This is a genomic window from Marinomonas atlantica, from assembly GCF_001639725.1.
Lineage (GTDB): Bacteria > Pseudomonadota > Gammaproteobacteria > Pseudomonadales > Marinomonadaceae > Marinomonas > Marinomonas atlantica.
The window spans coordinates 197,872-224,868 of record NZ_LTAW01000006.1 but is presented as its reverse complement, the minus strand read 5'-3'; the positions used below and the strand labels follow the sequence as shown (position 1 = coordinate 224,868).

At 44.4% G+C, this 26,997-nt stretch carries 26 protein-coding genes, 1 tRNA gene and 2 pseudogenes; 24 read left to right on the top strand and 5 right to left on the bottom strand.

The genetic code is table 11. The features are described 5' to 3' along the window. Nucleotides 1-6 precede the first annotated feature (6 nt). The 13 genes from AYW75_RS12795 to AYW75_RS12735 all read left to right on the top strand — a co-directional run bounded on the left by AYW75_RS12795 (nt 7) and on the right by AYW75_RS12735 (nt 14,605). Complete coding sequence (locus tag AYW75_RS12795; protein ID WP_231886208.1) at nt 7-1,350, top strand: cache domain-containing protein; 1,344 nt, start codon at nt 7-9, stop codon at nt 1,348-1,350. 2 nt (nt 1,351-1,352) lie between these two features. Continuing rightward, a complete protein-coding gene (locus tag AYW75_RS12790; RefSeq protein WP_067100014.1) occupies nt 1,353-2,003 on the top strand; it encodes a response regulator transcription factor in 651 nt (216 codons plus the stop codon). Between the two features lie 389 nt (nt 2,004-2,392). After that, complete coding sequence (locus AYW75_RS12785; protein WP_067100010.1) at nt 2,393-3,991, top strand: ABC transporter substrate-binding protein; 1,599 nt, start codon at nt 2,393-2,395, stop codon at nt 3,989-3,991. A 124-nt stretch (nt 3,992-4,115) separates the two neighbouring features. After that, nucleotides 4,116-5,126, top strand: coding sequence for an ABC transporter permease subunit (locus AYW75_RS12780; RefSeq protein WP_067100009.1), 1,011 nt, complete (start codon nt 4,116-4,118; stop codon nt 5,124-5,126). Nucleotides 5,127-5,139: 13 nt separating this feature from the next. Next, nucleotides 5,140-6,030 (top strand): dipeptide ABC transporter permease DppC, encoded by an 891-nt coding sequence (dppC, locus tag AYW75_RS12775; RefSeq protein WP_067100007.1) that lies wholly within the window; start codon nt 5,140-5,142, stop codon nt 6,028-6,030. A gap of 8 nt (nt 6,031-6,038) precedes the next feature. After that, nucleotides 6,039-7,007 (top strand): dipeptide ABC transporter ATP-binding protein, encoded by a 969-nt coding sequence (dppD, locus tag AYW75_RS12770; protein ID WP_067100005.1) that lies wholly within the window; start codon nt 6,039-6,041, stop codon nt 7,005-7,007. Then, nucleotides 7,004-8,005, top strand: coding sequence for a peptide ABC transporter ATP-binding protein (locus AYW75_RS12765; protein ID WP_067100003.1), 1,002 nt, complete (start codon nt 7,004-7,006; stop codon nt 8,003-8,005). The genes dppD and AYW75_RS12765 overlap by 4 nt, the downstream gene beginning before the upstream one ends. Nucleotides 8,006-8,182: 177 nt before the next feature. Beyond that, nucleotides 8,183-9,712, top strand: coding sequence for an ABC transporter substrate-binding protein (locus tag AYW75_RS12760; RefSeq protein ID WP_067100002.1), 1,530 nt, complete (start codon nt 8,183-8,185; stop codon nt 9,710-9,712). A 44-nt stretch (nt 9,713-9,756) separates the two neighbouring features. Next, entirely contained in the window at nt 9,757-10,734 is a 978-nt protein-coding gene (locus tag AYW75_RS12755) for an ABC transporter permease (protein WP_067100000.1), read from the top strand. Then, on the top strand, nt 10,734-11,678 hold the full coding sequence (locus tag AYW75_RS12750; protein ID WP_067099998.1) for an ABC transporter permease: 945 nt from the start codon (nt 10,734-10,736) through the stop codon (nt 11,676-11,678). Before AYW75_RS12755 ends, AYW75_RS12750 begins: the two co-directional genes overlap by 1 nt. Before the next feature lie 2 nt (nt 11,679-11,680). Beyond that, nucleotides 11,681-12,685 (top strand): ABC transporter ATP-binding protein, encoded by a 1,005-nt coding sequence (locus tag AYW75_RS12745; protein ID WP_067099996.1) that lies wholly within the window; start codon nt 11,681-11,683, stop codon nt 12,683-12,685. Next, nucleotides 12,678-13,694 (top strand): ABC transporter ATP-binding protein, encoded by a 1,017-nt coding sequence (locus AYW75_RS12740; protein WP_067099994.1) that lies wholly within the window; start codon nt 12,678-12,680, stop codon nt 13,692-13,694. The genes AYW75_RS12745 and AYW75_RS12740 overlap by 8 nt, the downstream gene beginning before the upstream one ends. Next, nucleotides 13,685-14,605: a LysR family transcriptional regulator gene (locus AYW75_RS12735; RefSeq protein WP_067099992.1), complete on the top strand. Its 921-nt coding sequence runs from the start codon at nt 13,685-13,687 to the stop codon at nt 14,603-14,605. The genes AYW75_RS12740 and AYW75_RS12735 overlap by 10 nt, the downstream gene beginning before the upstream one ends. Before the next feature lie 13 nt (nt 14,606-14,618). Here AYW75_RS12735 and AYW75_RS12730 read toward each other — a convergent pair whose 3' ends face one another. Next, nucleotides 14,619-15,836, bottom strand: coding sequence for a TIGR03862 family flavoprotein (locus tag AYW75_RS12730; RefSeq protein WP_067099990.1), 1,218 nt, complete (start codon nt 15,834-15,836; stop codon nt 14,619-14,621). A 282-nt stretch (nt 15,837-16,118) separates the two neighbouring features. On the opposite strand from AYW75_RS12730, the pseudogene AYW75_RS19030 reads away from it, so the two are divergent. Continuing rightward, nucleotides 16,119-16,892: pseudogene (locus AYW75_RS19030) on the top strand (PAS domain-containing protein); the annotation flags it as partial. Nucleotides 16,893-17,096: 204 nt separating this feature from the next. Beyond that, a pseudogene (locus AYW75_RS19025) lies at nt 17,097-17,423 on the top strand (methyl-accepting chemotaxis protein); the annotation flags it as partial. Between the two features lie 15 nt (nt 17,424-17,438). Here the strand turns inward: AYW75_RS19025 and AYW75_RS12720 are convergent. The 4 genes from AYW75_RS12720 to flgA all read right to left on the bottom strand — a co-directional run bounded on the left by AYW75_RS12720 (nt 17,439) and on the right by flgA (nt 19,217). Next, nucleotides 17,439-17,514, bottom strand: a tRNA-Arg gene (locus AYW75_RS12720). A gap of 95 nt (nt 17,515-17,609) precedes the next feature. Further along, a complete protein-coding gene (locus AYW75_RS12715; RefSeq protein ID WP_067099989.1) occupies nt 17,610-18,086 on the bottom strand; it encodes a flagella synthesis protein FlgN in 477 nt (158 codons plus the stop codon). Between the two features lie 18 nt (nt 18,087-18,104). Further along, nucleotides 18,105-18,416, bottom strand: a complete 312-nt coding sequence (gene flgM / locus AYW75_RS12710; RefSeq protein ID WP_067099987.1) for a flagellar biosynthesis anti-sigma factor FlgM — start codon at nt 18,414-18,416, stop codon at nt 18,105-18,107. A gap of 111 nt (nt 18,417-18,527) precedes the next feature. Beyond that, the gene (gene flgA, locus AYW75_RS12705; RefSeq protein WP_067099986.1) at nt 18,528-19,217 is read right to left on the bottom strand and encodes a flagellar basal body P-ring formation chaperone FlgA; all 690 of its coding nucleotides are present in this window, start codon (nt 19,215-19,217) and stop codon (nt 18,528-18,530) included. 126 nt (nt 19,218-19,343) lie between these two features. On the opposite strand from flgA, the gene AYW75_RS12700 reads away from it, so the two are divergent. From AYW75_RS12700 to flgH, 9 genes are all read left to right on the top strand, one after another. Further along, nucleotides 19,344-20,276, top strand: coding sequence for a chemotaxis protein CheV (locus AYW75_RS12700; protein WP_067099984.1), 933 nt, complete (start codon nt 19,344-19,346; stop codon nt 20,274-20,276). 44 nt (nt 20,277-20,320) lie between these two features. Then, on the top strand, nt 20,321-21,154 hold the full coding sequence (locus AYW75_RS12695) for a CheR family methyltransferase (protein ID WP_067099982.1): 834 nt from the start codon (nt 20,321-20,323) through the stop codon (nt 21,152-21,154). A 189-nt stretch (nt 21,155-21,343) separates the two neighbouring features. Next, the gene (gene flgB / locus AYW75_RS12690; protein ID WP_067099981.1) at nt 21,344-21,739 is read left to right on the top strand and encodes a flagellar basal body rod protein FlgB; all 396 of its coding nucleotides are present in this window, start codon (nt 21,344-21,346) and stop codon (nt 21,737-21,739) included. A 2-nt stretch (nt 21,740-21,741) separates the two neighbouring features. Beyond that, a complete protein-coding gene (flgC, locus tag AYW75_RS12685) occupies nt 21,742-22,194 on the top strand; it encodes a flagellar basal body rod protein FlgC (RefSeq protein WP_067099979.1) in 453 nt (150 codons plus the stop codon). An 11-nt stretch (nt 22,195-22,205) separates the two neighbouring features. Next, entirely contained in the window at nt 22,206-22,907 is a 702-nt protein-coding gene (locus AYW75_RS12680; protein ID WP_067099977.1) for a flagellar hook assembly protein FlgD, read from the top strand. A gap of 14 nt (nt 22,908-22,921) precedes the next feature. Continuing rightward, a complete protein-coding gene (locus AYW75_RS12675) occupies nt 22,922-24,616 on the top strand; it encodes a flagellar hook-basal body complex protein (RefSeq protein WP_067099976.1) in 1,695 nt (564 codons plus the stop codon). Between the two features lie 138 nt (nt 24,617-24,754). Then, nucleotides 24,755-25,495 carry a flagellar basal-body rod protein FlgF gene (gene flgF / locus AYW75_RS12670; RefSeq protein WP_067099972.1) on the top strand — a complete coding sequence of 247 codons (741 nt, stop codon included), beginning with the start codon at nt 24,755-24,757 and terminating at the stop codon, nt 25,493-25,495. Nucleotides 25,496-25,530: 35 nt separating this feature from the next. After that, the gene (gene flgG, locus AYW75_RS12665; RefSeq protein ID WP_067099971.1) at nt 25,531-26,316 is read left to right on the top strand and encodes a flagellar basal-body rod protein FlgG; all 786 of its coding nucleotides are present in this window, start codon (nt 25,531-25,533) and stop codon (nt 26,314-26,316) included. A gap of 12 nt (nt 26,317-26,328) precedes the next feature. Further along, complete coding sequence (gene flgH, locus AYW75_RS12660; RefSeq protein ID WP_067099969.1) at nt 26,329-26,988, top strand: flagellar basal body L-ring protein FlgH; 660 nt, start codon at nt 26,329-26,331, stop codon at nt 26,986-26,988. Nucleotides 26,989-26,997: the final 9 nt, after the last annotated feature.

Here is a 26,997-nt window from a genome sequence, read left to right as displayed (position 1 = left end):
AAGATTATGATGTTAACCGTACTGCCCTTACTTGGCGTTACTGCGGTTATTACTTACTTAGGGCTAACCTACGCGCGTTCTTTAACGCACCAAGAGTTGGCCGTGTACGAGCAGCGTATGGTAGAAACGCGCAAACAAGCGCTTAAAGACCATGTGGAAATCGCTATGTCTGCTCTGCGTCCGACCTTAAATAATCCAGATATAAGTGACATGGAAGCACAGTATCGTGTTCGAGAAATACTGACCCAATTAAACTACAGCGAGGATGGCTATTTTTTTGCTTACACGCAGGAGGGGGTTAATCTCGTCCATCCAACCCAACCAGATTTCGTCGACCAAAACTTGCTTGATTTTCAAGATCGAGAAGGTAACTACTTGATACAAGGACTACTAGAAGCTGCCAACTCTGGTGGAGGTTTTCACCGTTACATCTGGGAAAAGCCGCCATTGATGCAGCAAGAAGACAAAATGAGTTATGTTGTTTTGATTGAACGCTGGAACTGGATGATGGGAACTGGGCTGTATTTTGATGATATATACCAGGATCTAAAAACCACGCAAAGCAAGATTAATCAGAATATAACCAATAGCTTATTCACAGTGTTATTTATTTTAGGTTTCACTGTTTTGTTGGTTGTGTTGTTAGGATTATTTATTAATTTACATGAACATCGCTTAGCAGATGCGCGTCTTAAATCTTTGATTAAACGCTTCATTCGCATGCAAATTAGTGAGCGCCGGCAGTTTTCTCGTGAATTGCATGATGGCATTAATCAGTTGCTTGTATCGAGTAAGTTTCGAGTGGAACTGGTAACCAATAAGCTGAAAAAAGGCGTGCAAGTGGAAACCATCGAACAAGACTTGGTCGAAGCAGAGCGTGTTATTGATCAAACCATACAAGAAGTTCGCTTAATTTCGCATAACTTACGTCCAACACTGTTGGATGATTTAGGGTTGCAGACAGCCTTAAAAGGGTTGTTGGAACAATTCTCAGAGCGAACTAATATCTCCACTGAATACGAAGCAACTCCCAATTTAGACAAGCTGCCTGAAGAAGTCGAAATCACGTTGTACCGTATTACTCAAGAGTGTTTAAGCAACATTGAGAAGCATGCGAAGGCAACTCATGTGTCCTTGAAAATCTCGATCAAAAAAGGGCATTTACAATTTAAGTGCTACGATGATGGTTATGGTTTTAATCAAGAAGAAAGCCAGAATGGGATCGGCTTAATCAATATGCGTGAGCGCTTGGAATTGGTGGAAGGTGTATTTGAGCTTCATTCTATAATGGGGGAAGGCACAAAAGTAATGGCGAGTATTCCAGTAAATCTAGCAGCGGTAGATAAATAACCATGACGACTTCAACGAATAAACCTGTCATCAAAGTGCTTTTAGTGGATGACCATTTGCTCGTGCTAGATGGTTTGATGGCACGCTTGGCGCTAGAGTCAAACATTCAAATAGTCGGTATGGCTAATAACGGTGAAGAAGCCTTGACGAAGGCACATGATCTATTGCCCGATGTTGTATTAATGGACGTATCAATGCCTGTTCTAGGAGGGCTTGAAGCAGCCAAACGTTTTCATGCTGAGCAGCCAAATGTAAAAGTTTTAATGCTGAGTATGCATAACGATCGTGAGTATATTCTGCCTTTAGTACATTCCGGAGCAAGTGGTTATGTTCTGAAAGATGTTTCTGTCACTGAGCTGATTACTGCGATTGATACTGTACATCAGGGAGGAACCTACTTTAGTGCAGGCGCTTCTAAATCACTGTTCACCTCACCGGAGTCAGAAGCCCTTGAATCCAGCGAAGAGTTGACCAAGCGCGAAACCGATGTCCTAGTGGAGTTAGCTTCTGGCTATGCGAATAAAGAGGTCGCTAGACGACTTAACATCAGCGTCCGAACAGTAGAAACACACCGTTATAATTTAAAGACAAAATTAAAAATTCAAACTACAGCAGGCCTTACAAAATACGCTATAGAGAAAGGTATGATTTAACTTTTATCACATCGATTAAAAAATACTTCGTTTTAATTTTATTAACCTTATGATTTTTATGTTCTTTTTTTCATTTCTGTAAGCTCTATACATATAGTGTATAGAGCATGTCGTTATTTCGATTGGTCAATTAAACACCGTTCAGTACTCTTCAGTTACGCTGTTTTTGCGCACTTTTTACAGAGTTTGCTTAAACGTGTAGGGGGCCTCAAGGAAGAGGAGTCGCCGCCTCGTTCGAAAGAGCCTTTGAACGGGGCCGCTTTTAAACCGCATAGCCAGTCTCCCCAACCTACATCTTCACAAAAGAAACGCTTCACTTTGTGTGTCCAGATTACACCGATGACATGCTCAAAATGAGTGAAAATAATTACGCTAAATGGAGAGTTACGATGAAAAAACGGTTAGCCGCTTTACCTCTTGCTTTGATGGCTGCGGGCGCGATATCGACGTCTGCTCAGGCTGCTTCAACACTGGTTTATTGTTCCGAAGGTAGTCCGGAAGGCTTCAACCCATCATTTTACACAGCCGGCACGACCTTCGATGCCAGTTCAAAAAATATGTTTAATCGTCTTGTTGAATTCAAGTTGGGAACCACAGAAACTGAGCCTGGCTTAGCAGAAAGCTATGATGTGTCCGAGGATGGCCTTGAATACACTTTCCATTTGCGTAAAGGCGTGAAATTCCATAGCGCTAAAGACTTTAAACCAAGCCGCGACTTTAACGCGGACGATGTGATTTTTACCTTTGCTCGTCAGTGGGACAAAAACCATCCTTACCACAGCGTATCAGGTGGTTCATACGAATACTTTAATGGCATGGGAATGCCTGACTTAATCAAAGACATTGTTAAAGTCGACGATTACACCGTGAAGTTTGTGTTGAACCAGCCAGAAGCACCGTTTGTTGCCAATTTAGCAATGGACTTCGCTTCGGTTTTCTCAGCCGAGCAAGCGGACTATTTGATGGACAAAGGTACGCCTGAGCAGTTGGATATTAACCCAGTGGGTACGGGGCCATTCCAGAAGGTTCAATACCAAAAAGACTCTTTGATTCGTTACACCGCGTTTGATGATTACTGGAAAGGCCGTGCCGAGATTGATCGTCTTGTGTTCTCGATTACCCCGGATGCCTCGGTGCGTTATGCCAAACTGAAAGCCGGTGAATGTCATGTGATGCCGTACCCGAATCCTGCTGACCTTGAACAAATGGAAGCAGACAGTGACATCAACCTGATGCATCAAGAAGGTCTAAACGTAGGTTACCTAGCGTTTAATACGCAAAAAGCACCGTTTACGGACACCAAAGTTCGTCAAGCCTTGAGTCTTGCGACCAACAAAGACGCCATTATTGATGCGGTGTTCCAAGGCGCAGGCAAAGTGGCTAAAAACCCAATCCCACCAACAATGTGGTCTTACAACGATAATGTTAAAGACTACTCATACGATCCGGTAAAAGCCAAAGCGTTGTTAAAAGAAGCGGGCTATGAAGATGGCTTTAAAACCAATATTTGGGCCATGCCTGTGCAGCGTCCTTATAATCCAAACGCCCGTCGTATGGCAGAGATCATTCAAGAAGATTGGAAGAAAGTTGGCGTTGATGCTGAGATTGTCTCGTATGAATGGGGTGAATATCTAAACCGTTCTAAGAAAGGTGAGCACGATACAGTGTTGCTAGGTTGGACGGGTGATAACGGTGACCCAGATAACTTCCTATATGTGTTGCTTGGATGTGATGCGGTAGGTGGGTCAAACCGTGCGCAATGGTGTGACGAAGAATTTGATAATCTTTTGTTGGATGCCAAGCAAACGTCTGACAAAGCCGAGCGAACTAAGTATTACGAAGAAGCGCAGCAGGTATTTAAGCGCGAAGCACCTTGGGTAACTGTGGCCCATTCTGTGGTGTACGAGCCTATTCGTAACGAAGTAAAAGGCTACAAAATTGACCCATTAGGTGGTCATTACTTCTACAACGTAAGTCTTGAGAAGTAATTATCTATAGGCGCGATGCGCTCAAAACAGGGTTTGTATAGCGTGGAAGCGAATGCAAGTCCTGTTGATCGGGCAGGCCTAAAAGGCCTGCGCCGTTCATATCTAACTAGAGAGCTAGTCACTTATGTTCCAGTTTATTTTTCGACGATTAAGTTTAGTGATTCCGACGTTTATCGGGATCACTTTGCTGACGTTTACACTGATTCGTTTGATTCCCGGTGACCCGATTGAGGTTATGGCTGGTGAGCGCGGCGTCAGTGCAGAGCGTCATGCTGAACTCAGTGCACAACTTGGTTTTGATCAACCACTTTATGTGCAGTACTTTAATTACGTAAGCGGTGTACTACAGGGTGACCTCGGTAATTCACTCGTAACCAAAGAACCCGTCCTTAGTGAGTTTTTGACACTCTTCCCGGCAACCATTGAGTTGGCGTTTTGTGCCGCTATGTTTGCCATTTTTATCGGTCTACCGGCAGGCATCATCGCTGCCGTAAAACGTGGTACTTTGTTTGATCACTCGGTCATGACTTTTTCCCTAACCGGTTATTCGATGCCGATTTTCTGGTGGGCTCTGTTGTTGATGTTGATCTTCTCGGTGAACTTAGGATGGACACCAGTATCTGGACGCATTGATGTGGTGTATTGGATCGATGATGTGACCGGCTTTATGTTGATTGACTCTATTTTATCGGGCGAAGTCGGAGCCTTGTCTTCAGCTATTTCACACTTGATTCTGCCAAGTATTGTATTGGGCACCATTCCCATGGCGGTAATTGCTCGAATGACACGCTCTTCAATGCTAGAGGTGTTGAGTGAGGATTACATTCGCACCGCGCGTGCCAAAGGCATTGCCCCTTGGCGCGTGATCATCATTCATGCGTTACGCAATGCGCTCATCCCCGTGATTACCGTGATTGGTTTACAGGTCGGTATCTTGTTATCAGGCGCGATCTTAACAGAAACCGTATTTGCATGGCCGGGCATTGGGAAGTGGCTAATCGAGTCTATCGGACGCCGTGATTACCCAGTGGTACAAGGCGGTATTTTGATCGTCGCGAGCATCATAATCGTGGTCAACCTATTGGTCGATGTTGCTTACGGTATTGTTAATCCACGTATACGACACAGCCGATAAGGAGGGTGCAATTATGACAACTGAAACGTTACAGGCACCTGTGCCAAGAACACCACTGCAAGAGTTTTGGCATTATTTTAAAGGCAATAAAGGCGCTGTTACAGGCCTAGTATTCATTCTAATCGTATGTTTTATGGCGCTGTTTGCGGACATTGTTGCGCCGCATTCTCCGTCAGATCAAGCCCGTGATGCTTTGTTGTTACCACCGGCTTGGATGGACGGTGGTAATTGGGCGTACTTCCTCGGTACGGACGATGTTGGGCGTGATATTCTGTCTCGGATTATTCATGGCGCACGTTTGTCGCTCTCGGTTGGTTTAGTCGCTGTGACCGCGTCTTTGATGATTGGCATCTTGATGGGTTTGGTGGCGGGCTACTGCAAAGGCGTTGTCGATACGATCATTATGCGTGTTGTAGACATTATGTTGGCAATGCCAAGTTTGTTGTTAGCCATCGCGATTGTGGCCATCTTAGGCCCCAGTATTGTGAATGCGGCGTTAGCCATTTCGATTGTCTCACTACCGCATTATGTTCGCCTCACACGTGCGGCAACCATGGCAGAAATGTCGCGCGATTATGTAACCTCATCAAGAGTCATTGGCGCGAGCCCATTACGACTAATGTTTGTTTGTATTTTACCCAACTGTGTCGCGCCGTTGATCGTGCAAGCGACACTGGGCTTCTCGACGGCTATTTTGGATATGGCCGCTTTAGGCTTCCTTGGTTTAGGTGCACAACCCCCGACGCCGGAGTGGGGCAGTATGTTGGCGGATGCTTTGCAATTCGTACAGCGTGCTTGGTGGGTTGTGACCTTTCCTGGTCTGATGATCTTGTTAACGGTGCTGGCGTTTAATCTTATGGGTGACGGCCTGCGTGATGCCCTTGATCCGAAATTGAAGCAGTAGGAGCCCAAATGTCATTACTTAAGTTAGAAAATTTATCAGTCACGTTTGGTCAGTTTCGTGCAGTGGATCAGATCAGTTATACCGTGAACGAAGGTGAGGTTCTGGGCATTGTTGGTGAATCCGGCTCTGGTAAAAGTGTCAGTTCATTGTCTTTGATGGGGTTAATTGATTATCCCGGTAAAGTGTCGGCCGATGAGCTGAGCTTTATGGAACAAGATTTACTGTCTATGCCAGAAACGCAACGTCGCAAGATTACCGGCTCGGATATCGCGATGATTTTCCAAGACCCAATGACCAGTTTAAATCCTTGCTACACCGTGGGTTACCAGATTATTGAAGCGTTAAAAACTCATCAAGGCGGTACTAAAAAAGAGCTTAAAACGCGTGCTATTGAGCTGCTCAATTTGGTGGGGATTCCGGCGCCAGAGTCTCGACTCAGTGCGTATCCTCATCAGTTATCGGGCGGTATGAGTCAGCGAGTGATGATCGCGATTGCGATTGGTTGTAACCCTAAATTGCTGATTGCCGATGAGCCGACCACGGCATTAGACGTGACCATTCAAGCACAAATTATTGACTTGCTGATTGATTTACAAAAGCAAAAACAGATGGGACTAGTGCTGATTACACATGACTTAGCATTGGTCGCTGAAGTGGCTCACCGGGTTATTGTGATGTATGCCGGTCAGATTGTAGAAAGTGGTCCAGCCAGTGAGGTGTTTTCGACACCTAAGCACCCTTATACGCAGGCTTTGTTGGCATCTCTACCTGAGTCGGCTGCTGGCAAAGCGCGCCTTGAGGCGTTGCCTGGCGTAGTTCCAGGGCAATATGATCGACCAAAAGGGTGCTTGTTAAGCCCTCGTTGTCCTTACGCAACAGACCATTGTCGAAATGTGGTGCCGGACAACCAAGGTCCGCTGGAGCGTCAAGTGAAATGCCATACACCGTTAGACACAATGGGGAGACCTGCCGCATGAGCCAAGAATTAGTGTTAAATGCCCATAACTTGAAGCAGCATTATCACGTCAAACAAGGTTTATTCAAGCCAGAGGCGACAGTTAAGGCGGTAGATGGCGTAAGCTTTACTTTGGACAGAGGTAAAACCCTAGCTGTCGTGGGGGAGTCAGGTTGTGGTAAGTCCACTCTAGGGCGAATGTTGACCATGATTGAAACACCGACCGAAGGTCAGTTGAATTTTCTTGGCGAGGATCTGCTGTCGCTTTCCAAAGAGCAGCAAAAAGAGCTGCGTCAGAAAATTCAAATCATCTTTCAAAACCCGTATGGCTCGCTGAATCCACGTAAGAAAATTGGTTCAATCCTAGAAGAGCCATTGGTGATCAATACTCAACTAAATAAAGCCGAGCGCAAAGCAAAAGCCTTGGCTATGATGGCAAAAGTGGGCTTGAAAACCGAGCATTATGATCGCTATCCCCATATGTTTTCTGGCGGTCAGCGACAGCGTATTGCGATTGCTCGTGGTTTGATGCTGGACCCTGAAATCATTGTTGCAGACGAACCAGTTTCGGCTTTGGATGTATCGGTGCAAGCGCAGGTGCTGAATTTGATGATGGATCTACAGCAAGAGTTTGGTTTGAGCTATGTGTTTATTTCTCATGATCTTTCAGTCGTCGAGCACATCGCCGATGAAGTGATGGTGATGTATCTTGGTAAAGTCGTCGAACACGGTAAAAGTGAAGACGTCTTTACTAATCCTAAGCACCCTTATACTCAAGCGCTGTTGTCCAGTACGCCGCAGCTTTCCAGTGATAAACGTCGTCAACGCATCAAACTGCAAGGGGAATTACCCTCACCATTGAACCCACCGAGCGGATGTGCCTTTCATGGTCGGTGCCAATACGCAAACGAGCGCTGCCGCAAAGAAACCCCTGCGTTGCGCAATAATGCTGATGCGCATTTGATTGCTTGTCATGCGGTAGAGGAAGAGCGTTTAGAAAATTTCTCTGGTGCAGCGTAAAGCATGAGGAATCAAGCAGTGCTGATTAAGTCATTGTTTGATTCCTTACTAGGCGCAGAGCCAACTCTTTTCTATACTGCTTCAATGACCGAGTGGTCAAAAATTAACGATCAATAAAGAGGTGAGCGCTATTCTAATACGCACGAATAGCAGACCACCCATGCCATAGGAACACGAATGCTACGACGCTTACTCATACTATTATGTTTAGGACTAAGCTCAATGGTGTGCTTGGCTGTGGATCTTCGTGTTGCATTGGATGCTGATCCCATCTCTTTAGACCCTCATGAGCAACTTTCAGAAGGGGGTATTCAATATTCTCATGCGGTATTTGATCCACTTGTTAGATGGCGTCAAGATGGTACCTTCGAACCTAGACTAGCGGTGTCCTGGGAACTAAAAGATGAGCGGACGTTGCGTCTTCATTTACGTCAAGACGTGCGTTTCCATACCGGTAACCCCCTTACAGCAGAAGATGTTTTATTCACAATTGAGCGCTTAAAAAGTTCGATAGACTTCAAAGCTTTATTTAATGTTGTGCGAAATGTGGACAAAATCGACGATTATACCGTTGATATTCACACAAACCATGCTTATCCCCTGTTATTGAATATTTTGGCCTACGTGTTTGTTATCGATAAAACGTTTTACGAAGGGCGCTCGGAGATCGTGAAGTTTGGGCAGACGTTTGCTTCAACCAATGTTTCTGGCAGTGGTCCCTTTACTGTCCACGACCGTGTTGTGGGACAACGGCTAACATTGATTCGAAATCCTGATTATTGGGACACACAGTCAGTGGGGAATGTTGAGCAGCTGGAGCTACTACCGATTCGTTCGGATTCGACCAGACTGGCCGCGTTATTAACGGGTGACGTCGATGTCATTTCGCCGGTGGCACCCATTGATATCGCACGTGTTCAGCGTACCCCAAACGTTAAGTTACTGGCACTCACCGGCACACGTATTGTGATGCTGCAGATGAATCAAGCGAGACGGGAGGAGTTTCAAGATATTCGCGTACGTCGAGCGATGAATCTGGCGGTTAACCAAGCATTGATCGTAGAAAAAATCCTTCGAGGCTATGGCGAGCCCGCTGGCCAGTTGAGTTCGTCTGCATTCTGGGGACATGTGAATAATTTAGTACCTCAAAGTGATTTAGAGCAGGCACGTGAATTAATGAAAGAAGCCGGTTATCAAGACGGCTTTCGTGTCACCATGATGGCGCCTAACAATCGATATATGAGCGATGAACGAGTGGCATTAGCGGCCTCAGCAATGTTAGCCAAGATCAACATTCAAGTGGATTTGAAAACCTTTCCTAAAGCGCAATATTTTCAGTTTTTTGATCAACAAGCTGCTGACATTATGATGCTGGGCTGGCAATCGGATACCTTTGATTCCAACAATATTTATGAGTTCGTTCTCGCATGTCGTGATGCAGACACCGGTATGGGGGCTTATAACGCGGGAAGAGTGTGTGATCGTAAGCTTGATGACGCCATCATGTTGGCGAATCAAGAAATGGATGTCGCGCAGCGCGTTGCATTACTTCGTGGTATTGAAATGCGAGCCGTTGATAAGGCTTGGGTGATTCCACTGTATTGGCAGCCGATTATTTGGGCGTCAAAACAGCATGTGGATCTAGAGAGCGTGGTAAACTTTTTAAATTTCCCTTATTGGGGCGATTTACACGTGAGCGCGCCCTAGCGACGGTATCGTAACAGCGGGTCATAAGAAGAGAGCAATTACGGATGTTAAGTTTTATCGGGCGGCGACTATTGCAGGCAATGTTTGTCTTGCTGATCATTAGTTTTGTCAGCTTTATGATCCAAGACAAAATGGGCGACCCTGTGCGTCAGATGGTTGGTCTGTCCGTCACATTGGAGCAGCGCGAAGCCTTGCAACAAGAGCTGGGACTGAACGATCCGATGTTGATCCAGTATGGGCGTTTTCTAGGACGTGCGATTCAAGGGGATCTGGGGACTTCCTATTATTATAAAGAACCCACCATTGATGTTATTGCTAGCCGCTTACCCGCGACATTAGAGCTGTCTTTTGCGGCCTTGGTGTTGGTCGTTTTGTTAGCGATCCCTTTAGGCGTATTTGCTGCCATTCATCCCAAAAACATCCTATCGCGAGCGGTTTTACTGTTCAGCACGTTAGGCCTTTCTGTGCCGATTTTCATCGTTGCGGTTTTTCTGATGTACTTTTTTGCCATAGAGTGGGGGTTACTGCCAAGTTTTGGACGTGGTGAAACCACGTCGGTGTTTGGTCTATGGCAATCTGGCCTGTTCAATCGTGATGGGTTGCAGCATCTGCTATTACCCAGTTTGTCGTTAGCGTTTGTATTGACACCTATTTTTATTCGTTTGATTCGCGCTGAAATGATGGATGTTCTGCAAAGTGATTACATTCGTTATGCGTGGGCTAAGGGCATTTCCGCACCACGTATCTATTTTATTCATGCACTGAAAAATACCATGTTGCCCGTGATCACCGTTGGTGGCATTCAATTAGGGACCTTAGTGGCGTACACCATTTTGACAGAAAGTATTTTTCAATGGCCGGGGATGGGGCTTTTGTTTATGGATGCGGTAACACGAGTCGATGTGCCGCTTATATCAACGTACCTGATTTTTGTAGGTGTGATCTTTGTGGTAACCAATACCTTGGTTGATGTTGTATACAGTCTTGTGAATCCTCGCGTTCGTATTCCGGGGTACAGCTGATGAATGTCTTACATCGGCCTCCTGTTGAAGGCGGCAGTGAACGAGTTACTCGGCTGCGTCACGTCTTAGTTGCCATGCGTGGAGACAAGTTGGCGCTGTTTGCCTTACTGATATTTGCGTTCTATTGCTTAGTGGCGTTATTGGCACCGCTGCTTGCACCTTATGATGTGAACAGCACTGAATTCATGAACTTGGAAAATGCAGAATTGGCACCTGCTTGGCAAACCGGGGATACGCGCTTTTTACTGGGTACTGACACGCAAGGAAGAGACTTGCTATCGGTCATTTTACATGGCACGCGCTTATCGCTCACCATTGGTGTATGTGCGGTGTTGATTCAAGTATTCCTAGGTGTGGGAATAGGCTTGTTATCGGGCTATATAGGTGGGCGCTTAGACGCTTTTCTGATGCGTGTAGCGGATATTCAGTTGTCCTTTTCTACTATGATGGTGGCGATTGTTGTATTGGCCGTTTTCCAAACGTTGTTTGGTCATGCCGCGTACCAGCAATTGGCGATGCTAATGCTAATTATCGTGTTAGGGGTGGCGGAATGGCCGATCTTTGCTCGTACCGTGCGTGCCTGTGTGTTTGCGGAAAAGGAAAAAGAATACATCGATGCTGCGCGTATTTTAGGGGTAAGCAAAGCGCGCATTATGCTGCGTCATCTTCTACCGAATACCGTGTCTCCGATCTTAGTTATTTTAACCATTCAGATTGCCAATGCGATTGTGGCTGAAGCAGCGCTGTCTTTTCTTGGTTTGGGGATGCCACCTAACCAGCCGTCTTTGGGCGCGCTGATTTCATCTGGTTTCAATTACTTATTCTCGGGTGCTTGGTGGATTTCAGTGTTTCCGAGTGTAACGCTTATCCTAATGATTTTTGTGATGAATTTATTAGGCGACTGGTTGCGAGATCATCTTAACCCACAAGTCACAAGGGGCTAGAGATGAGCTTGTTATCGATAAATGGATTGTCTGTCAAATTCAAGCAGCGTCATGAAGATTTAGTTGCATTGCACAATGTCAGCTTGAGTTTAGAGCGTGGTGAGCGGTTGGCCATTGTCGGAGAGTCAGGGGCGGGAAAATCTCTCTTAGGTTACGCTATTGTCAACTTACTCATGAAACCTGGTTTCATTGCTGAGGGCAGTATTAAGTTAGATGATCGAGAACTGACAAGACTGAGCTCTAAGCAATGGCAAGAGATTCGTGGCAAGAAAATTGCGATGATTTTTCAGGACCCTATGGTGACCCTGAATCCTGTGTTAAGCGTGGGTGATCAAATGGTGGAAGCGATTCGTAGCCACACGCGGATAAACTACAACGATGCGAAAAAATTGGCCATCGAAAAACTCGCTCATGTTCGTATAGCGGCTCCTGCGCAGCGTTTTGATCAGTATCCCCATGAATTATCAGGAGGAATGCGGCAGCGTGTGATCATTGCGATTGCGTTGTTACTTGCCCCTGAAATCATTATTGCGGACGAACCGACTACGGCTTTAGACGTGACCATTCAAGCGGAAATCCTGCAGCTGTTAAAACAGATTTGTGCGGACAATGGCGTTGCGTTGATCTTAATTACCCATGATTTTGGTGTGGTGTCACGCATTGCTGAGCGCACTTTAGTGATGTATGCAGGTCGCATCGTTGAGCAAGGGCCAACGCTGGAAATTATTAATGATCCGCAGCATCCTTATACGCAGGGGCTGCTCAATGCTTTACCGCAAATGGCTTTGCCAGGTCAGCGTTTAAACCAGATACAAGGCAATATGCCGCCGCTGAATGATCAGCCTAGAGGCTGTGCTTTTCACCCTCGCTGTCCGTACGCTGAGGATAAATGTCGAATACAACCGCCTGATTTTATTTTTAGCGGTGTGTCGACGGTTGCATGCTATGCGATTGAAGATATGCTACAAGCGTTTGAGCCTCTCAGTGAGGAAGATGCTGATGACTAAGCCTTTGATGTCGATACAAGGCGTAGAAAAAGCGTTTCGGAGTCGCAATGGGTGGCGCTGGGCGAGTTGGTTAAGTGCTCGAACGCAAACGGTTAAATCGGATCAAGTTTTTGCCATTAATGGCGTTGATTTGACCATTGAACGGGGAGAAACCTTGTGTGTTGTCGGTGAAACAGGATGCGGAAAGTCGACCTTAGCGCGTTTGCTAATGGGCTTAGAGCGTCCTGATCATGGACAGATTGCGTATTTAGGCGAACGTATTGATGATCTCAGTGATCGGCAGCGCATGCCGTATCGGCAAAAAATTCAAATGGTGTTTCAAAACCCGTATGCCTCGCTAAATCCTAGGATGACGGTGTATCAAATTCTTCGCGAAGCGATTGTGTTGCACCATACAGGTTGGAATCGCCAACAAGTAGATGCTTTCATTGAAGAGCTTTTGCTATCGGTAGGGCTAAGCAGTGACGCAGAAGATCGCTATCCACATGAGTTTTCTGGAGGACAGCGACAGCGTATTTCCATCGCGCGTGCTTTGTCTGTGGAGCCGGATCTGATTGTTGCCGATGAGCCTTTGGCTGCGCTGGATGTGTCCGTTCAAGCGCAAGTGTTAAACCTTATGATGGATAAACAGCAAGCGCTGGGCTTGACGTATTTGTTTATCACCCATGATTTAGCGGTGGTCGAGCATTTCGCAACGCGTGTCGCGGTCATGTATTTAGGGCGTGTGTGTGAAGTCGCGACGCGTCAACAACTGTTTAGTTCTCCCAAGCATCCTTATACTCAAGCGCTGTTGTCTTCGATTCCGCGTTTAGATAATTTAGCCTTAGAGCCGATTCACCTTTCTGGTGAAGTGCCGACACCGTTAGAAAAGCCGACTGGTTGTAGCTTTTGTGGTCGCTGCCCTTTGGTAAACCAACGCTGCTATGAACAAATTCCTCTCATGCAATTACAAACGGATGGCAGCCAAGTGGCGTGTCATGCGGTAGAGGAGGGGCGTGCATGGAAATAAGATGGCTTGAAGACTTTATCGCCTTGGCAAGAACGCGTCACTTTTCCCGTGCCGCGGATGAGCAGAATGTAACCCAGCCTACCTTTAGTCGTCGCATTAAGTTGCTTGAAGAGGAAATGAAGGTCACATTGGTGGATCGCAACACCTTGCCTTTGTCATTAACGCCAGCAGGCGAGATCTTTTTACAAAGTGCTGAACTGATTACTCGACAGCTTAGAGATACGAAAACACGCTGTCTTGAAATCAAAGAACAAGAAAAATCACAAATACGGTTTGTTACAACACAATCGTTATTTCTGGGTTATTACCGAGAATTTGTAGAGCCGTTGGGAGAATCCTTAGGGATCAGTATTGATGTGAATATGAAGTCGAGTGCGTGGGCGGGTGCTGATTTTATTAACTCGATGACGGCGAATGAGAGTGATGTGATGCTGTGTTTCTGGCATCCTGCGATTGGTTTTTTAAAGGAATTGGACGAAGAACGCTTTGAATACATCACCATTGACCGGGAGATTTTAGTTCCGTGTGTGGCGACAGATAAGCAAAACCAACCCATTTTTGAACTGCCAGGAACGCGAAAACAGCCAATTCCTTACATTGCTTATGATGATATGACGTTTTTAGCGCCTGCTGTTCAGCATCATCTTCAGCGACAGCATGATGTACCGCAGTTGCAGATACTGGCAAGTAACCTTCATGCTGCCAGTATTAAGGCGATGGTCAAAGAGGGCTTCGGCATTGGTTGGCTACCAAAACGTTTGGTGGCGGATTCTCTTAATTACGGTTCGCTGGCATTGGCTGGTACGGTAAATTGGAACGTGCCATTAGAGATTCGTTTGTATCGTGCACGTGCCAACCACAACCCCAATCTGACGCAATTTTGGCAATCGTTAATCAACCAATCGCTGTAGTGCAAGCTAGAGCCTACTCAGCAAGTAATCGACAAACGCCTTCGCCGGCACGTCGCCCTGTCGCAAAGCACGCTGTCAGTAGATAACCACCTGTTGGTGCTTCCCAATCCAGCATTTCGCCTGCGCAAAATACGCCTGGTAGACGTTTGATCATGAAATATTGGTTAACACTATTTTGGCTGACACCACCCGCAGTAGATATAACTTCATCAATGGGTTTGGTTTTATAAAACGAAACTGGAATAGCTTGTAAGCAACGCGCTAATTTCACTGGGGTATCGAAATCTTCTTTTCTGTAGGTTTCATAAAGCAGAGCCGATTTAATGCTGTCGAGCTTAATTGTTCGCTTCAGATATTTTGCTAGCGACTCTTTGGGCTTGGTATTACTGAGTTTTTGTTCAAGCTGTTCATGGGTCAAATCTGGCAATAAGTTGATACTCAGATGACCTTCGCCGCGTAGATTGATAGCGTCACGTAGATACTTTGAAAACGCATAGATTAAGCTACCTTCCATACCATCGCGTGTGACGATGCACTCACCCTTTTGAGTCATAGTTTGGCCGTTTGGCAATGCCATCGTAAAGCTAACACCTTTCAGCGGAGCGCCCGCTAAATTTGTTTGTAAGTGCTCGCTCCAACGGCTGTAAAAACCACAGTTGGTGCTTTCTAGTGGCGTAATATCTACCCCTTGACGAGATAATACGCTCGCCCACTTGCCATCTGAGCCAAGCTTTGGCCAACTGGCTCCCCCCATGGCCAATAGAATCGCATCTGCACTTTTGGTCTTATCAAGCCCTTCATAATTAAACGTAGCATTAAGGCCATCTAGTTCGATCAACTTATGACGCATATGAAATTCTACTCCTGCCTCTTTTAGGCGTTTTAGCCAATTGCGCAGGAGAGGGGCCGCTTTCATTTTTTCAGGAAAGACGCGTCCAGAAGTACCGACAAATGTTTCAATACCTAGGTCATGAATCCATTGGCGCAGTGTATCGGCATTAAAGGCGTTTATAGAGGATTCAAGCCACTGTGATTTCTCATAGTAGCGCGTAATAAAGTCTTCAAAAGGCTCAGAGTGGGTAATGTTCATTCCACCAATGCCGGCAAGTAAAAATTTACGGCAGGCACTGGGCATAGCATCGTAAATATGAACTTGGTGACCTGCAGCTTGAATAACTTCTGCAGCCATTAAACCTGCTGGGCCTGCGCCAATGATGATGACTTGCTTCACTGAGTGATCTCTATCTTAAAAATCAAAGGCGGCATAATAGCGAATTTCGTTGAAACTGCCACCCTATGGGTCGCATAAGATAAGTTAAGTGACGGGGATAGGATTTTATTATTGTTTCATATAACAGTTTATTCGGCTGATGAATTAATTATAACGTACACAAAAAGTGCACTATTTTCTCAAGTTTGCATTTAAAGTGGGCTGATAGTTTTATTGTTCATGCGCTGTTATAAAAAAGTTGAGTTGCTAAAAAATGGAAAATAAGACCTAGGGAGTTAGTTTATGTTTTTTTCTAAAGATCGAAAAAAAACGGCAGAGAAAGTTGCCCTAGAGCAGTATAAAGAGTCGGGGGAATGCCGAAATGAGCTAAGAGCAATTCGAGCTAATACTGCTTTTATTAATTTTGACGCAAATGGCAATATTCTCAATGCTAACGATATTTTTCTTGAGGCTGTAGGTTATTCCTTAGAGGAAATTGTTGGAAAGCATCATAAAGTATTTTGTTCATTTAATTATGTAAATTCTGAAGAGTACAAACGTTTCTGGTCTGATTTAGCCTCTGGTAAAACTATTTCGGGCAAGTTTCCGCGAATTCATAAGAATGGCAAAACCTTATACCTTGAAGCGAACTACTTCCCAGTTAAAGATGATTCGGGTCAAGTTACTGGAGTCATTAAAATATGTAATGACGTTACCAAAACAGAAATTGAGTTGAATGATAAAGAAGCCATTCTTGAGGCATTAGATCGTTCTCAAGCGGTTATTAAGTTTGAACCTGATGGCACAATTATCGATGCAAATCAAAACTTTCTAGATGTTATGGGCTATGCAAAGCATGAGATTCAAGGTCAGCATCATCGTATATTCTGTGATGAGGAATTCTATCGTAATAACTCAAATTTCTGGACAGCACTATCGAACGGCGAATCAAGAATTGGCCGATTTAAAAGATTTAATAAAACTGGTGACGTTGTTTGGGTAGAAGCCACTTACAATCCTATACTTGATGAACACGGTAACGTAGTCCAAGTCATTAAATTTTCTTCAGACATTACTGAACGTGTATCCCTTACTTTAAATGCGGTCGATATGGCTGCAGCCACTTCAGAGCAAACCAGCCAAATTACAACCAATGCTGTTCAGGTGCTAAGTGAGGCAGTTGGAATTTCTCAAAGCATTGCAAAACAAGTCGCAGAAGCCACTAATGTGGGCAATGAATTAATGGCTCAATTTAAAAATATTTCAGATATTGTTGTCACAATTCGGTCTATTGCAGATCAAACCAATTTATTGGCATTAAATGCGGCCATTTAAGCGGCTCGCGCTGGTGAGGCTGGAAGAGGCTTTTCTGTTGTTGCTGATGAAGTGCGTCAGCTAGCCAGTAATAGTTCTGACGCTACTTCTGAGATATCAAGAGTTGTAGAGCTGAACCATGAATTGATTAAACGTATTGATGCATCATTGGCCTCAGTATCCGGTATTGCTACTCATGGAGAAGAAAGCATTAACAATGTTTCGCAAGGATTAGAAGAAGTTAAAGATGGTGTCGAGCAGTTTGTACAAATGGTAGAAGCGATGCGTCCATAGAGAAAAGCTAGATAATGGTGTCCCCACCAGGACTCGAACCTGGAATAGCCGCTTAGGAGGCAGCAGGTATATCCTGTTTACCTATGGGGACATGTTGCGGATTATAGCAATTTGATCCTCATATACCAACACTAGGCGTCATCTAGCTTGCTGTTTTTTATGGGATTTTAATCCAGAGTTAGTGTGTTACGCACGACCAATGGTGTGCTTACTGCTGACAGGGCGTGTATTGCCATTTGAGGTGTAGACTTTGTTTTTGCGATTATGGCCTTGAAGCATCTCGAACAAGGTTTTATTTCGTTTTTGTAGCGTGGCTAAAATTCGGGCATTGGTATTATTTTCACGTTTGCATTGGTCTAGAAGCGTATTGCATACTTCTACTAAGGTTTTTATATCGCCCATGTTAGGTTGATCGTCTAGCCAAGACAGAAACTGTGTATCGGAAGGGTTTTTATTATCAATAATGCCAAATTTAATTAACATACTTCGACGCTTTGCATTTGCTGTGTCGATGTTGTCGAGCAGAGTTTTCTTTTCTGAAGCAAGTTGAAGAATATCATCTGGCGTAGCGGTTGCTAGTGCGGAACGTTCACGCAATAAAACCTCGGACAGCTGTTCGAGGTTTTCTTTGATTTGAGTAAGCAGGGGAGCAAGCGGGATCATAAAAAATTCAGCCCATTATTAGCTAAATAAAGCATCCATGGATAGCATATTGCTAGCTAATTTTTCTGTATCGATTTTGTACTCACCAGCGGCAATGGCTTGCTTGATTTGTTCAACTTTATCCATATCTACATTTGCCTCGGCATCAGAGCCTTTGACCTGTAATGATTGCGCTACGCTGCTTAACTGAACCGTATCATCAGATAGAGCTTCATTGCTGTTTACATTTGAAGTCTGTGATGAGTGAGTAGCTTCTTCTTTTTGAAGACGCTCATTTTTGTTGGTCGATAGGGAAGGTTGTGTACCTACACCAGAAATATTAATTGCCATGTTGCTTACCTCCAGATTTAGTCCGCTAACTCAGTTATCGGTCAACTGCGTTCAAACTTTAGATCTTATTTGAACTATTTTCTTCAACCGAAGATAGCAAGTCGCTATTACCTAATAGTTTACTAAAACCTCAGCGTCACTGACAACTTTTCCGTATATAATTCGACCAGAACTGGTATTTTTCACGCGTATTTGTTGGCCTTTTATGCCATCTTCTAATGCCACACCATTCATTCTTACAACAATACTGTTGCTTTGAGCCGTTATTAACACGTTACTGCCTTTTTTAATTAAATCTGGCTGTTCTGTAACGTGATCTGTAATGAAGTTATTGATGCGTATATTTCGTGAAGCTATTAACCCGTAGGGTGGGTTAGTACCAGTATAAAGGTGGCCGCGAAGTGATGACAGTTCCACTTCACCGATGCCTGTGTTTTGTTGATTGATACGCTCACCTCGTGCAATAGGTGATGTTGCCTTGATGCCTTCTATGAAAATACTTTGCTCGACAGGCACATACGATTTCCAAGTTGGTGTCTTACAACTGATTGAATAGGTTGTTCGGCTGACTGCATCTGGCCGTTGGTTCTCAATATGAATGTCATGGTTACATTCAGGTAGGTAATTTAATGCGACTTTATTTTGAACCTGAATGTGGATTCGGGCACTAGGATAGGTGCTTTGTAACCTTTTGTGTTCAACCTGTGCGATGAATTGTTCTATTTGAGTGTCTATTTGTGACGCACTACTCCAAGCAGCATGAAAAAAGAGTAATATGGTCAGAAGCTTGACGCGACCCATCGTAAATCTCCAAGGATGTCGACAAGGGTTAGTAAAAATTACAAAATCACTCTATCATTTGATGAAGGTTTTTCATAACAATAGGGTTTCTCCCTTCATATTTGAGCGTATATTTTAGGAGGCTTTATGGCCGGAGTTCTCGAGAGCGTAAACCAACGTACCCAACTCGTCGGGGAAAACCGTCTAGAACTTTTGCTTTTCCGATTGAACGGCAAGCAGATTTACGGTATCAACGTCTTTAAAGTGAAGGAAGTATTGCAGTGTCCAAAACTAACAACGATGCCGCACAGCAGTCCTGTTGTTAGAGGTGTTGCACATATTCGTGGTGGCACCATTCCAATTCTCGATTTAGGCCTAGCAACAGGTGCTAGTCCAATTGAGAACATCCAGAACTGCTTTGTAATCATTACTGAATACAATCGTCGAATTCAAGGGTTCTTGGTCCGTGGTGTTGAGCGTATTGTGAACATGAATTGGAGTGATATTCAGCCACCACCAAAAGGTTTGTCTAACGACAACTATTTGACGGCTGTTTGTCAGGTTGATAAAGAAATGGTTGAGATTATCGATGTTGAGCAGATTCTTTCCGAAGTAGCGCCGACTCGTCAAGACATTTCAACTGGTATTGTGACCGACGATGTTCAAGAAAATGCTAAAGAACATCATATTCTAATCGTCGACGACTCTTCTGTGGCACGTAAGCAAATTAAGCGTTGTATGGAGCAGGTCGGTTTTGCTACTACCGTTCTTTGTGATGGTAAAGAGGCTTTTGACTATTTGAAAAACCTAGTTGGAGATGGTGTCGATGTAACCGAGCACTTTTCGATGGTTATTTCGGATATTGAAATGCCGGAAATGGATGGTTATACACTGACAACGGCGATTCGAAATGATAGCCGTCTTCAAGATTTGTTTATTCTTTTACATACCTCATTAAGTGGTGTGTTTAACGAAGCAATGGTTAAAAAGGTCGGAGCAGATGGTTTCTTGGCCAAGTTCCAACCCGATGAACTTGCGCGTATTGCCATTGAAACCGTTGCGGCGAAAGAAGAAGCTTAAATAAAGCAGCGTGCAGTTTGGTGACTTGCTATTAAGGAGCATGAATGCTGAGTAGTTCGAATACTATCTCGCCTCAAGGATACGATCGTTTTCGTAAATACCTAGAGAAAGAGAGTGGCATATCGCTAAGTGATAACAAACAGTACTTAGTGGCTAGCCGCTTAGGTAAGCTGTTGGAGCGTGAAAAATTTTCTAAAATTGAAGAGCTTGTTGATGCTTTATCGCGAGGTGGTCGAACATCGAAACTTCGAGAAGAAGTGATCAATGCGATGACTACTAACGAGACGTTATGGTTTCGAGACGCACACCCTTTCAAAATACTAAAAGACATTATTTTGCCTCAGTTTGACAAGCGTCCGGTAAAAATTTGGTCTGCGGCTTCCTCAACGGGCCAAGAGCCGTATTCTATTAGTATGATATTAGAAGAGCTTAAACAGTCCAAACCTGGCTTGCTTAAGGCTGGCGAGCGTATTGTTGCGACGGATATTTGTACCAATATTCTCAAGCACGCTAAGCAAGCCGAATACGATAGTTTAGCAATTGCTCGTGGTTTGAGCCCTGAAAACCAGAAGCGTTATTTTGATAAATTGAGTGATACAACGTGGAAGGTAAAGCCAAACATTGCTTCACGAGTGGATTTTCGTCATCTTAACTTAATTGACTCTTTCTCTTCGTTGGGTAAATTTGATGTGATATTTTGCCGCAATGTGCTTATTTATTTCACTGCCGACACCAAGCTTGATATCTTAAAGCGTATGCATGCAGCGCTAAACCCAGGAGGATATCTTTTCCTTGGTGGGTCTGAAGCATTAAGTGGCCTGTCTTCTATGTTTGAAATTGTTCAGTGTCATCCCGGTATTGTTTACCGCGCAAAGTGATCTCCAATTTTATCTGCTTTTAGAAAACGGCAACTTATATTAAGTTGCCGTTTTTTTGTTTGCCGCCTATTGCCACTTTTTGTTTTTTTCTAGGTTATCTATATGAAAAGCATGGAGTTTTTTTGTTGGCATCTTATTTGCTTTCTAATTGAGTAATAAGAATTTTGAGTTGTCTTTTGCGGAGTTTATATGGCGATTTCTTTCAAAGATGCGTTTGCTGGGCACGATCAAATGTTGCTGTTTCGTACAGCACGTGCATCTGTACTGGCCAACAATATTGCAAACTCAGATACGCCACATTACAAAGCACGTGATATGTCGTTTGAGTCAATGTTGTCATCTGAAAGAAACCGTATTTCGTTGTCGGGTAACGACGATCAGCACATTGCGGGTCAAAGCTCTTTGTCTAGCACTGATGAACTCTTATATCGCAATCCAAGTCAGCCATCACTAGATGGCAATACAGTAGACATGCAGCGAGAACAATCTGAGTTTGCTCAGAATTCATTGCAATTCGATACAAGTTTCATGTTTTTGGATAGAAAAATCAGCGGCATGAAGAAAGCGCTGACTGGAGGACAATAATAATGTCATTGAATAATATTTTTGCCATTTCCGGATCAGCCATGAGTGCACAAACTGTCAGGTTGAATACTGTGGCATCGAACATTGCCAATGCCGACAGTGTGGCAAGCTCAGCTGATCAAACCTATCGTGCGCGCAAGCCAGTGTTTGAGCAAATGATGACTCAAGAAATGCGTAATCGCGGTTGGAATGCCTCTGATGATGTGATGGAAGGTGCTTCTGGTATGGGAGTTCAAGTGTCTGGAATCGTAGAGTCAGATGCCCCTCTTCAGCCTCGTTATGAGCCTAATAGTCCGATGGCAAACGAAGAGGGTTATGTCTTCTATCCAAATGTAAATCCAGTAGAAGAAATGGCCGATATGATGTCTGCATCGCGCTCGTTTCAAACCAACGTTGAAATTATGAACTCTGCTAAAAGCATGATGCAGAGAATGTTGACCTTAGGTCAATCCTAAGGGGGTGAATGATGTCTGATATTAATGCGAATTCTGCTCTGTCGGGTCTTATTTCTCAATATGGCACCGAGCAAGCAAAAGCAAAAAACGGTATTACCAGTGCGACGAGCACTGAAAGTTCCGAAGGGATTGGTAATCAAGATGTTTTTTTACAACTGTACATCGAGCAGCTAAAAAACCAAGACCCAACCCAGCCCCAAGAAACTGGGGATATGGTGTCTCAGATGGCTGAGTTTAGCTCGTTAGAGCGTTTGACCAGTATGGCATCGGAAATGTCCAATATGACGGAAGCACTGATGTCAAACCAGGCGTTAACAGCTTCTACACTGGTTGGGAAATCTGTGTTTGCACCTCAAAGTTCGGCTATTATTACAGAGGGTAGTGCGGTTCAGATGCGCACATCCTTTCCGGATGATGCGTTGAAAAATACACTGGAAGTGACTGACTCAGCAGGTCAGACCGTAAAGAGCATTGATTTGCTCAAGGAAGAGTTTGCTTGGGATGGTACGAACGACGCTGGTGAAGCCGTGCCAAGTGGTGAATACAGCTTTAAAGTGACTTCGCGCAATGCAGATGGCGAAGTAACAATGTTAGATACAGAATTACCTGCTCGCATTAATAGCGTTACGATTAATGGTGAGCAAGGTACTACACTTAATGTTCAAGGTGTCGGCAGTCTTAAACTGAGCTCCGAGCTTGAAATTATTGGTTAGCTGAGGAATTAATTATGGGTTTTAATACAGCACTTTCAGGTATCAAAGCGTCCGCTGACTTTCTCAGCACTACGGGTAACAACATTGCCAACTCTGATACAACAGGCTTTAAAAAATCACGTGTAGAGTTTGGTGACTTGTACAACACTAATGTCATTGGTGCTGGTAGCAGCAACACTATTGGTAGTGGTGTGGCTGTAAATAATATTGCACAAGAGTTTTCATCGGGTAATATTTCTTATACGGATAACAACCTAGACTTAGCGGTTGATGGAACAGGTTTCTTTGTTTTGGATGTGGGTGGTACGCAAGCGTACACGCGTGCTGGCGACTTCAAGTTAAATGAAGAAGGCTACTTGGTGACGAATGATGGTGCCAATGTGCAGGGCTATAACGCTGTTGATGGTATTATTGGTGGTAGTCTTGAAGATCTTGTAGTCCCAACGGAGCGTATTGCACCTGAGGCGAGTACGGCGCTTACGATCGAATCGAACTTAGACTCTCGACTAGATGATGTGCCACCGTATATTTCATCGACTTTTGATCCTGGTGATCCAGATACTTATACCTTTACACAAACGCAGAACGTGACCGACTCAGGTGGCGTTCAGCATGTGGCAACCTACTTTTATGCTAAAGCAGAGACTCCGAATACGTATCAGGTTTATGCGACGGTAGATGGTGAGCTGGTTGATGATACAGGGGCTGACTGGTTAGGTGATACTTTTGTTACCTTTGATGATGCTGATGGGTCAGTATCTGGCACGGCGTTTGACCCTATTTATACGGGTGCTACTGAGCCCGTAAGTGGGGATATTGTGCCGCCTGGTGCGCCGACGGATATTCAGCTTATTAATGGTACCTTTCCTTCAGGAGATAATTTGCCTTTGGCAAATGGTGTCTTGGCTGTGGCAGATTTTACTGATGCAGACAATTTTGTTCGTCCTTCGTTTGATCCTGCTGACCCATCGTCTTATACCTACGGTAATACTAATACGGTCTATGATGCCTTGGGTGAGGAGCACACTATTGGTTATTATTTCATCAAGCAAGGCGAAAATAATACTTGGGAAATGAAAGTAACAGTAGATGGTGAATCCACTTATTTTGATGCTGCTACTGGTCAAGATAAGCCCTTTTTAACTGAGGATACTGTTGTGCAGTTTGATGCTCAGGGTAACATTACCGGCTCGTACATAGGTTATGCACCGTATTCTGTACCAAGTCCAACTCAGCTAAGTATCACAGGCTGGGATCCAACCGATCCTTTTGCTGAGCTAGATATTAGTTTGGGTGAGTCGACTCAGTATGCTCTATCAAGTTCCGATGTATTTAGCCAAGATGGTTTCTCTGCGGGTGAGCTGCAGGGAGTTAGCTTTGATGAAGATGGTTTCCTGATTGCCAGCTATACTAACCAGCAAACTGCGGTACTTGGTCAAATCGCCTTGGCGAACTTTGATAACGTAGATGGTTTAACGCCAGCGGGTGATACGGCATGGGTGGCAAGTTCTGACTCTGGGGCGGCAAATGTCGGCAAGCCTAATACTGGTACTTTTGGTAGCGTTCAAGGTGGTGCGTTAGAAGAATCTAATGTGGATATCACTGAAGAGTTGGTTGCCTTGATTGAAGCGCAGCGTAACTATCAGGCGAACTCTAAGACGTTAGAGACCGAAAATACAGTGACACAGACGATTATCAACTTACGTTAATCGGTTTTAATGATGTGAAAGCCCAGCCTATGCTGGGCTTTTTTGTGTCTGTTGCTTTCTTTTGTGAACTTGGCACGTAATTTGTTACACATTCCCTATAAGCGAATTTAAGCGCAGTTTGAAGAGTGAGGGTAGGGTATGGATAGAGCACTGTATTTAGCAATGAGTGGTGGCACCCAAGTAATGAATGCTCAAGCCATTCATGCCAACAACTTAGCAAATGTCTCTACAACCGGCTTTCGCTCTGACTTTGAGCAAGCGCGTTCTATGCAAGTGAATGGTGATTTTCATCCTTCACGAGTGTATGCCATGACTGAAAACCCAGGAACAAATTTCGATATGGGAGTCTTGCAGCAGACAGGCCGAGCAATGGACGTAGCTGTACAGGGGGATGGTTTTATTGCAGCGTTAGATGCGACTGGACAAGAGGTTTATACCCGAGCTGGTGATCTACAGCTTACCGTTTCAGGGCAATTAGTAACTGGGGCAGGTTTGCCTGTCTTGGGAGCAGCTGGACCGATATTTTTACCTCCACTTGATGATCTTTCTATCAGTGAAGATGGCACAATTTCTATTATTCCTCAGGGCGGTAACGGTACTCAAATAACGGCATTAAATCGCTTGAAGTTGGTTTCAGCGGATCCAGAGTCACTTACTAAAGGTGAAGATGGTTTGGTTCGCACAAAAAACGGTGAAGCGTTGTTGGCAAGTAATAATGTTCAGGTTCTTTCGGGTTTTTTAGAGGGCAGTAATGTAAATGCCGTTGAAGAAATGACCAGTATTATGGAGTTGTCTCGCCGTTTTGAAATGAATATCAAGGTTATGAATACGGTGCGTGAGAATGAAAATGCATCGGCACGAATTCTTGAGCGTAGCTAATAAGCTAGCGATTCTAAAAAGATAAGGAGCACACAATGCATTCAGCGCTATGGGTTGCCAAAACGGGTTTGTCAGCGATGGACAAACAATTGTCTACGATTTCCAACAACCTAGCTAACGTATCGACAACGGCGTTTAAAAAAGATCGTGCGGTATTTGAAAACCTTATGTATCAAACATTGAGAGCGCCTGGTGGGTTATCTTCACAAAACACAGAGTTGCCATCAGGATTGCAGATGGGGGCCGGTGTACGTGTGACGGGAACGCAAAAGAACTTTGAGGAAGGCGATTACAATATTACAGACCGTCAGCTTGACGTGGCGATTCAAGGTGCAGGCTTTTTTCAGGTCTTACAGCCTGATGGAACTATGGCTTATACGCGAGATGGTCAATTTCAGTTGAACAGTAATGGTGAAATTGTTGATTCAAGCGGTTTGTTAGTTCAACCTGGCATTACTATTGATCCTGATGTAGTTGAGATTACGATTGGTGAAGACGGGGTTGTATCTGTTTTACGAGCAGGACAAACCGACACAGAAGAGGTTGGTGCGTTAAATACAGCAAACTTTATTAATCCAACTGGCCTGACTTTTTTAGGTAGTAACCTCTATGGTGAAACCACAGCAAGTGGAGCGCCAATTGTGGGTGTCCCAGGAGAGAATGGGTTGGGAGCAATTAGTCAAGGCATGCTTGAGTCTTCTAACGTGAACTCGATTGAAGAGTTGGTTAATATGATTACTACTCAGCGTGCTTACGAAATGAATTCGAAAGTGATTTCAGCAGCAGATGGTATGCTCAGCTTCGTTAATCAACAGTTGTAGGGGTTTAATCCGATGCGTTACTTGTTTGCGTTATTTCCATTGGTGTTGGTGGGGTGTGCAGCGGTGGAACCTGCGCCAGTATCTGATGATCCTTACTATGCTCCCGTTATTCAGCCGACAATTCAGTATACTCAAACGAGTGATGGTGGGATTTACCAAGCAGGTATGGGGGATGTGTTTTTTGGTGATAAAAAAGCACGTCAAGTGGGGGATATTTTGACGGTCAGCTTGTCTGAAAGCACCAGTTCTACAAAAACGAATGCTGCATCAGTATCAAAATCATCTTCTGCGACGATACAGAACCCTACCATTTTAGGATTACCAATCGGTTTGGATACAAGCTTACCTGGCATGAACAGTGATTTCTCAGGCAATGCTAATGCCAATCAAAGTAATAGTTTATCCGGTAGTATTACTGTCACAGTTTATGAGGTTTACCCAAATGGATTACTAGCGGTAAGAGGTGAGAAGTGGATCACCTTGAATCGTGGTCAAGAATACATTCGTTTATCTGGTCTTGTCCGAGAGGAAGATATAAGCTCTGACAACACCGTGCAATCAACTCGGTTGGCGGATGCCCGCATTGCATACTCCGGTACTGGTGAATTAGCGTCCGGTAGTGAACAGGGCTGGTTAACAAGGGCTGTTAATACAAGTTGGTGGCCTTTCTAAACATAAAGA

Excerpts from the sequence above, each read along its gene's own strand:
- AYW75_RS12795 (WP_231886208.1), top strand. The coding sequence starts at position 7 with ATGATGTTAACCGTACTGCCCTTACTTGGCGTTACTGCGGTTATTACT.
- AYW75_RS12790 (WP_067100014.1), top strand. The coding sequence starts at position 1,353 with ATGACGACTTCAACGAATAAACCTGTCATCAAAGTGCTTTTAGTGGAT.
- AYW75_RS12785 (WP_067100010.1), top strand. The coding sequence starts at position 2,393 with ATGAAAAAACGGTTAGCCGCTTTACCTCTTGCTTTGATGGCTGCGGGC.
- AYW75_RS12780 (WP_067100009.1), top strand. The coding sequence starts at position 4,116 with ATGTTCCAGTTTATTTTTCGACGATTAAGTTTAGTGATTCCGACGTTT.
- dppC (WP_067100007.1), top strand. The coding sequence starts at position 5,140 with ATGACAACTGAAACGTTACAGGCACCTGTGCCAAGAACACCACTGCAA.
- dppD (WP_067100005.1), top strand. The coding sequence starts at position 6,039 with ATGTCATTACTTAAGTTAGAAAATTTATCAGTCACGTTTGGTCAGTTT.
- AYW75_RS12765 (WP_067100003.1), top strand. The coding sequence starts at position 7,004 with ATGAGCCAAGAATTAGTGTTAAATGCCCATAACTTGAAGCAGCATTAT.
- AYW75_RS12760 (WP_067100002.1), top strand. The coding sequence starts at position 8,183 with ATGCTACGACGCTTACTCATACTATTATGTTTAGGACTAAGCTCAATG.
- AYW75_RS12755 (WP_067100000.1), top strand. The coding sequence starts at position 9,757 with ATGTTAAGTTTTATCGGGCGGCGACTATTGCAGGCAATGTTTGTCTTG.
- AYW75_RS12750 (WP_067099998.1), top strand. The coding sequence starts at position 10,734 with ATGAATGTCTTACATCGGCCTCCTGTTGAAGGCGGCAGTGAACGAGTT.
- AYW75_RS12745 (WP_067099996.1), top strand. The coding sequence starts at position 11,681 with ATGAGCTTGTTATCGATAAATGGATTGTCTGTCAAATTCAAGCAGCGT.
- AYW75_RS12740 (WP_067099994.1), top strand. The coding sequence starts at position 12,678 with ATGACTAAGCCTTTGATGTCGATACAAGGCGTAGAAAAAGCGTTTCGG.
- AYW75_RS12735 (WP_067099992.1), top strand. The coding sequence starts at position 13,685 with ATGGAAATAAGATGGCTTGAAGACTTTATCGCCTTGGCAAGAACGCGT.
- AYW75_RS12715 (WP_067099989.1), bottom strand. The coding sequence starts at position 18,086 with ATGATCCCGCTTGCTCCCCTGCTTACTCAAATCAAAGAAAACCTCGAA.
- flgM (WP_067099987.1), bottom strand. The coding sequence starts at position 18,416 with ATGGCAATTAATATTTCTGGTGTAGGTACACAACCTTCCCTATCGACC.
- flgA (WP_067099986.1), bottom strand. The coding sequence starts at position 19,217 with ATGGGTCGCGTCAAGCTTCTGACCATATTACTCTTTTTTCATGCTGCT.
- AYW75_RS12700 (WP_067099984.1), top strand. The coding sequence starts at position 19,344 with ATGGCCGGAGTTCTCGAGAGCGTAAACCAACGTACCCAACTCGTCGGG.
- AYW75_RS12695 (WP_067099982.1), top strand. The coding sequence starts at position 20,321 with ATGCTGAGTAGTTCGAATACTATCTCGCCTCAAGGATACGATCGTTTT.
- flgB (WP_067099981.1), top strand. The coding sequence starts at position 21,344 with ATGGCGATTTCTTTCAAAGATGCGTTTGCTGGGCACGATCAAATGTTG.
- flgC (WP_067099979.1), top strand. The coding sequence starts at position 21,742 with ATGTCATTGAATAATATTTTTGCCATTTCCGGATCAGCCATGAGTGCA.
- AYW75_RS12680 (WP_067099977.1), top strand. The coding sequence starts at position 22,206 with ATGTCTGATATTAATGCGAATTCTGCTCTGTCGGGTCTTATTTCTCAA.
- AYW75_RS12675 (WP_067099976.1), top strand. The coding sequence starts at position 22,922 with ATGGGTTTTAATACAGCACTTTCAGGTATCAAAGCGTCCGCTGACTTT.
- flgF (WP_067099972.1), top strand. The coding sequence starts at position 24,755 with ATGGATAGAGCACTGTATTTAGCAATGAGTGGTGGCACCCAAGTAATG.
- flgG (WP_067099971.1), top strand. The coding sequence starts at position 25,531 with ATGCATTCAGCGCTATGGGTTGCCAAAACGGGTTTGTCAGCGATGGAC.
- flgH (WP_067099969.1), top strand. The coding sequence starts at position 26,329 with ATGCGTTACTTGTTTGCGTTATTTCCATTGGTGTTGGTGGGGTGTGCA.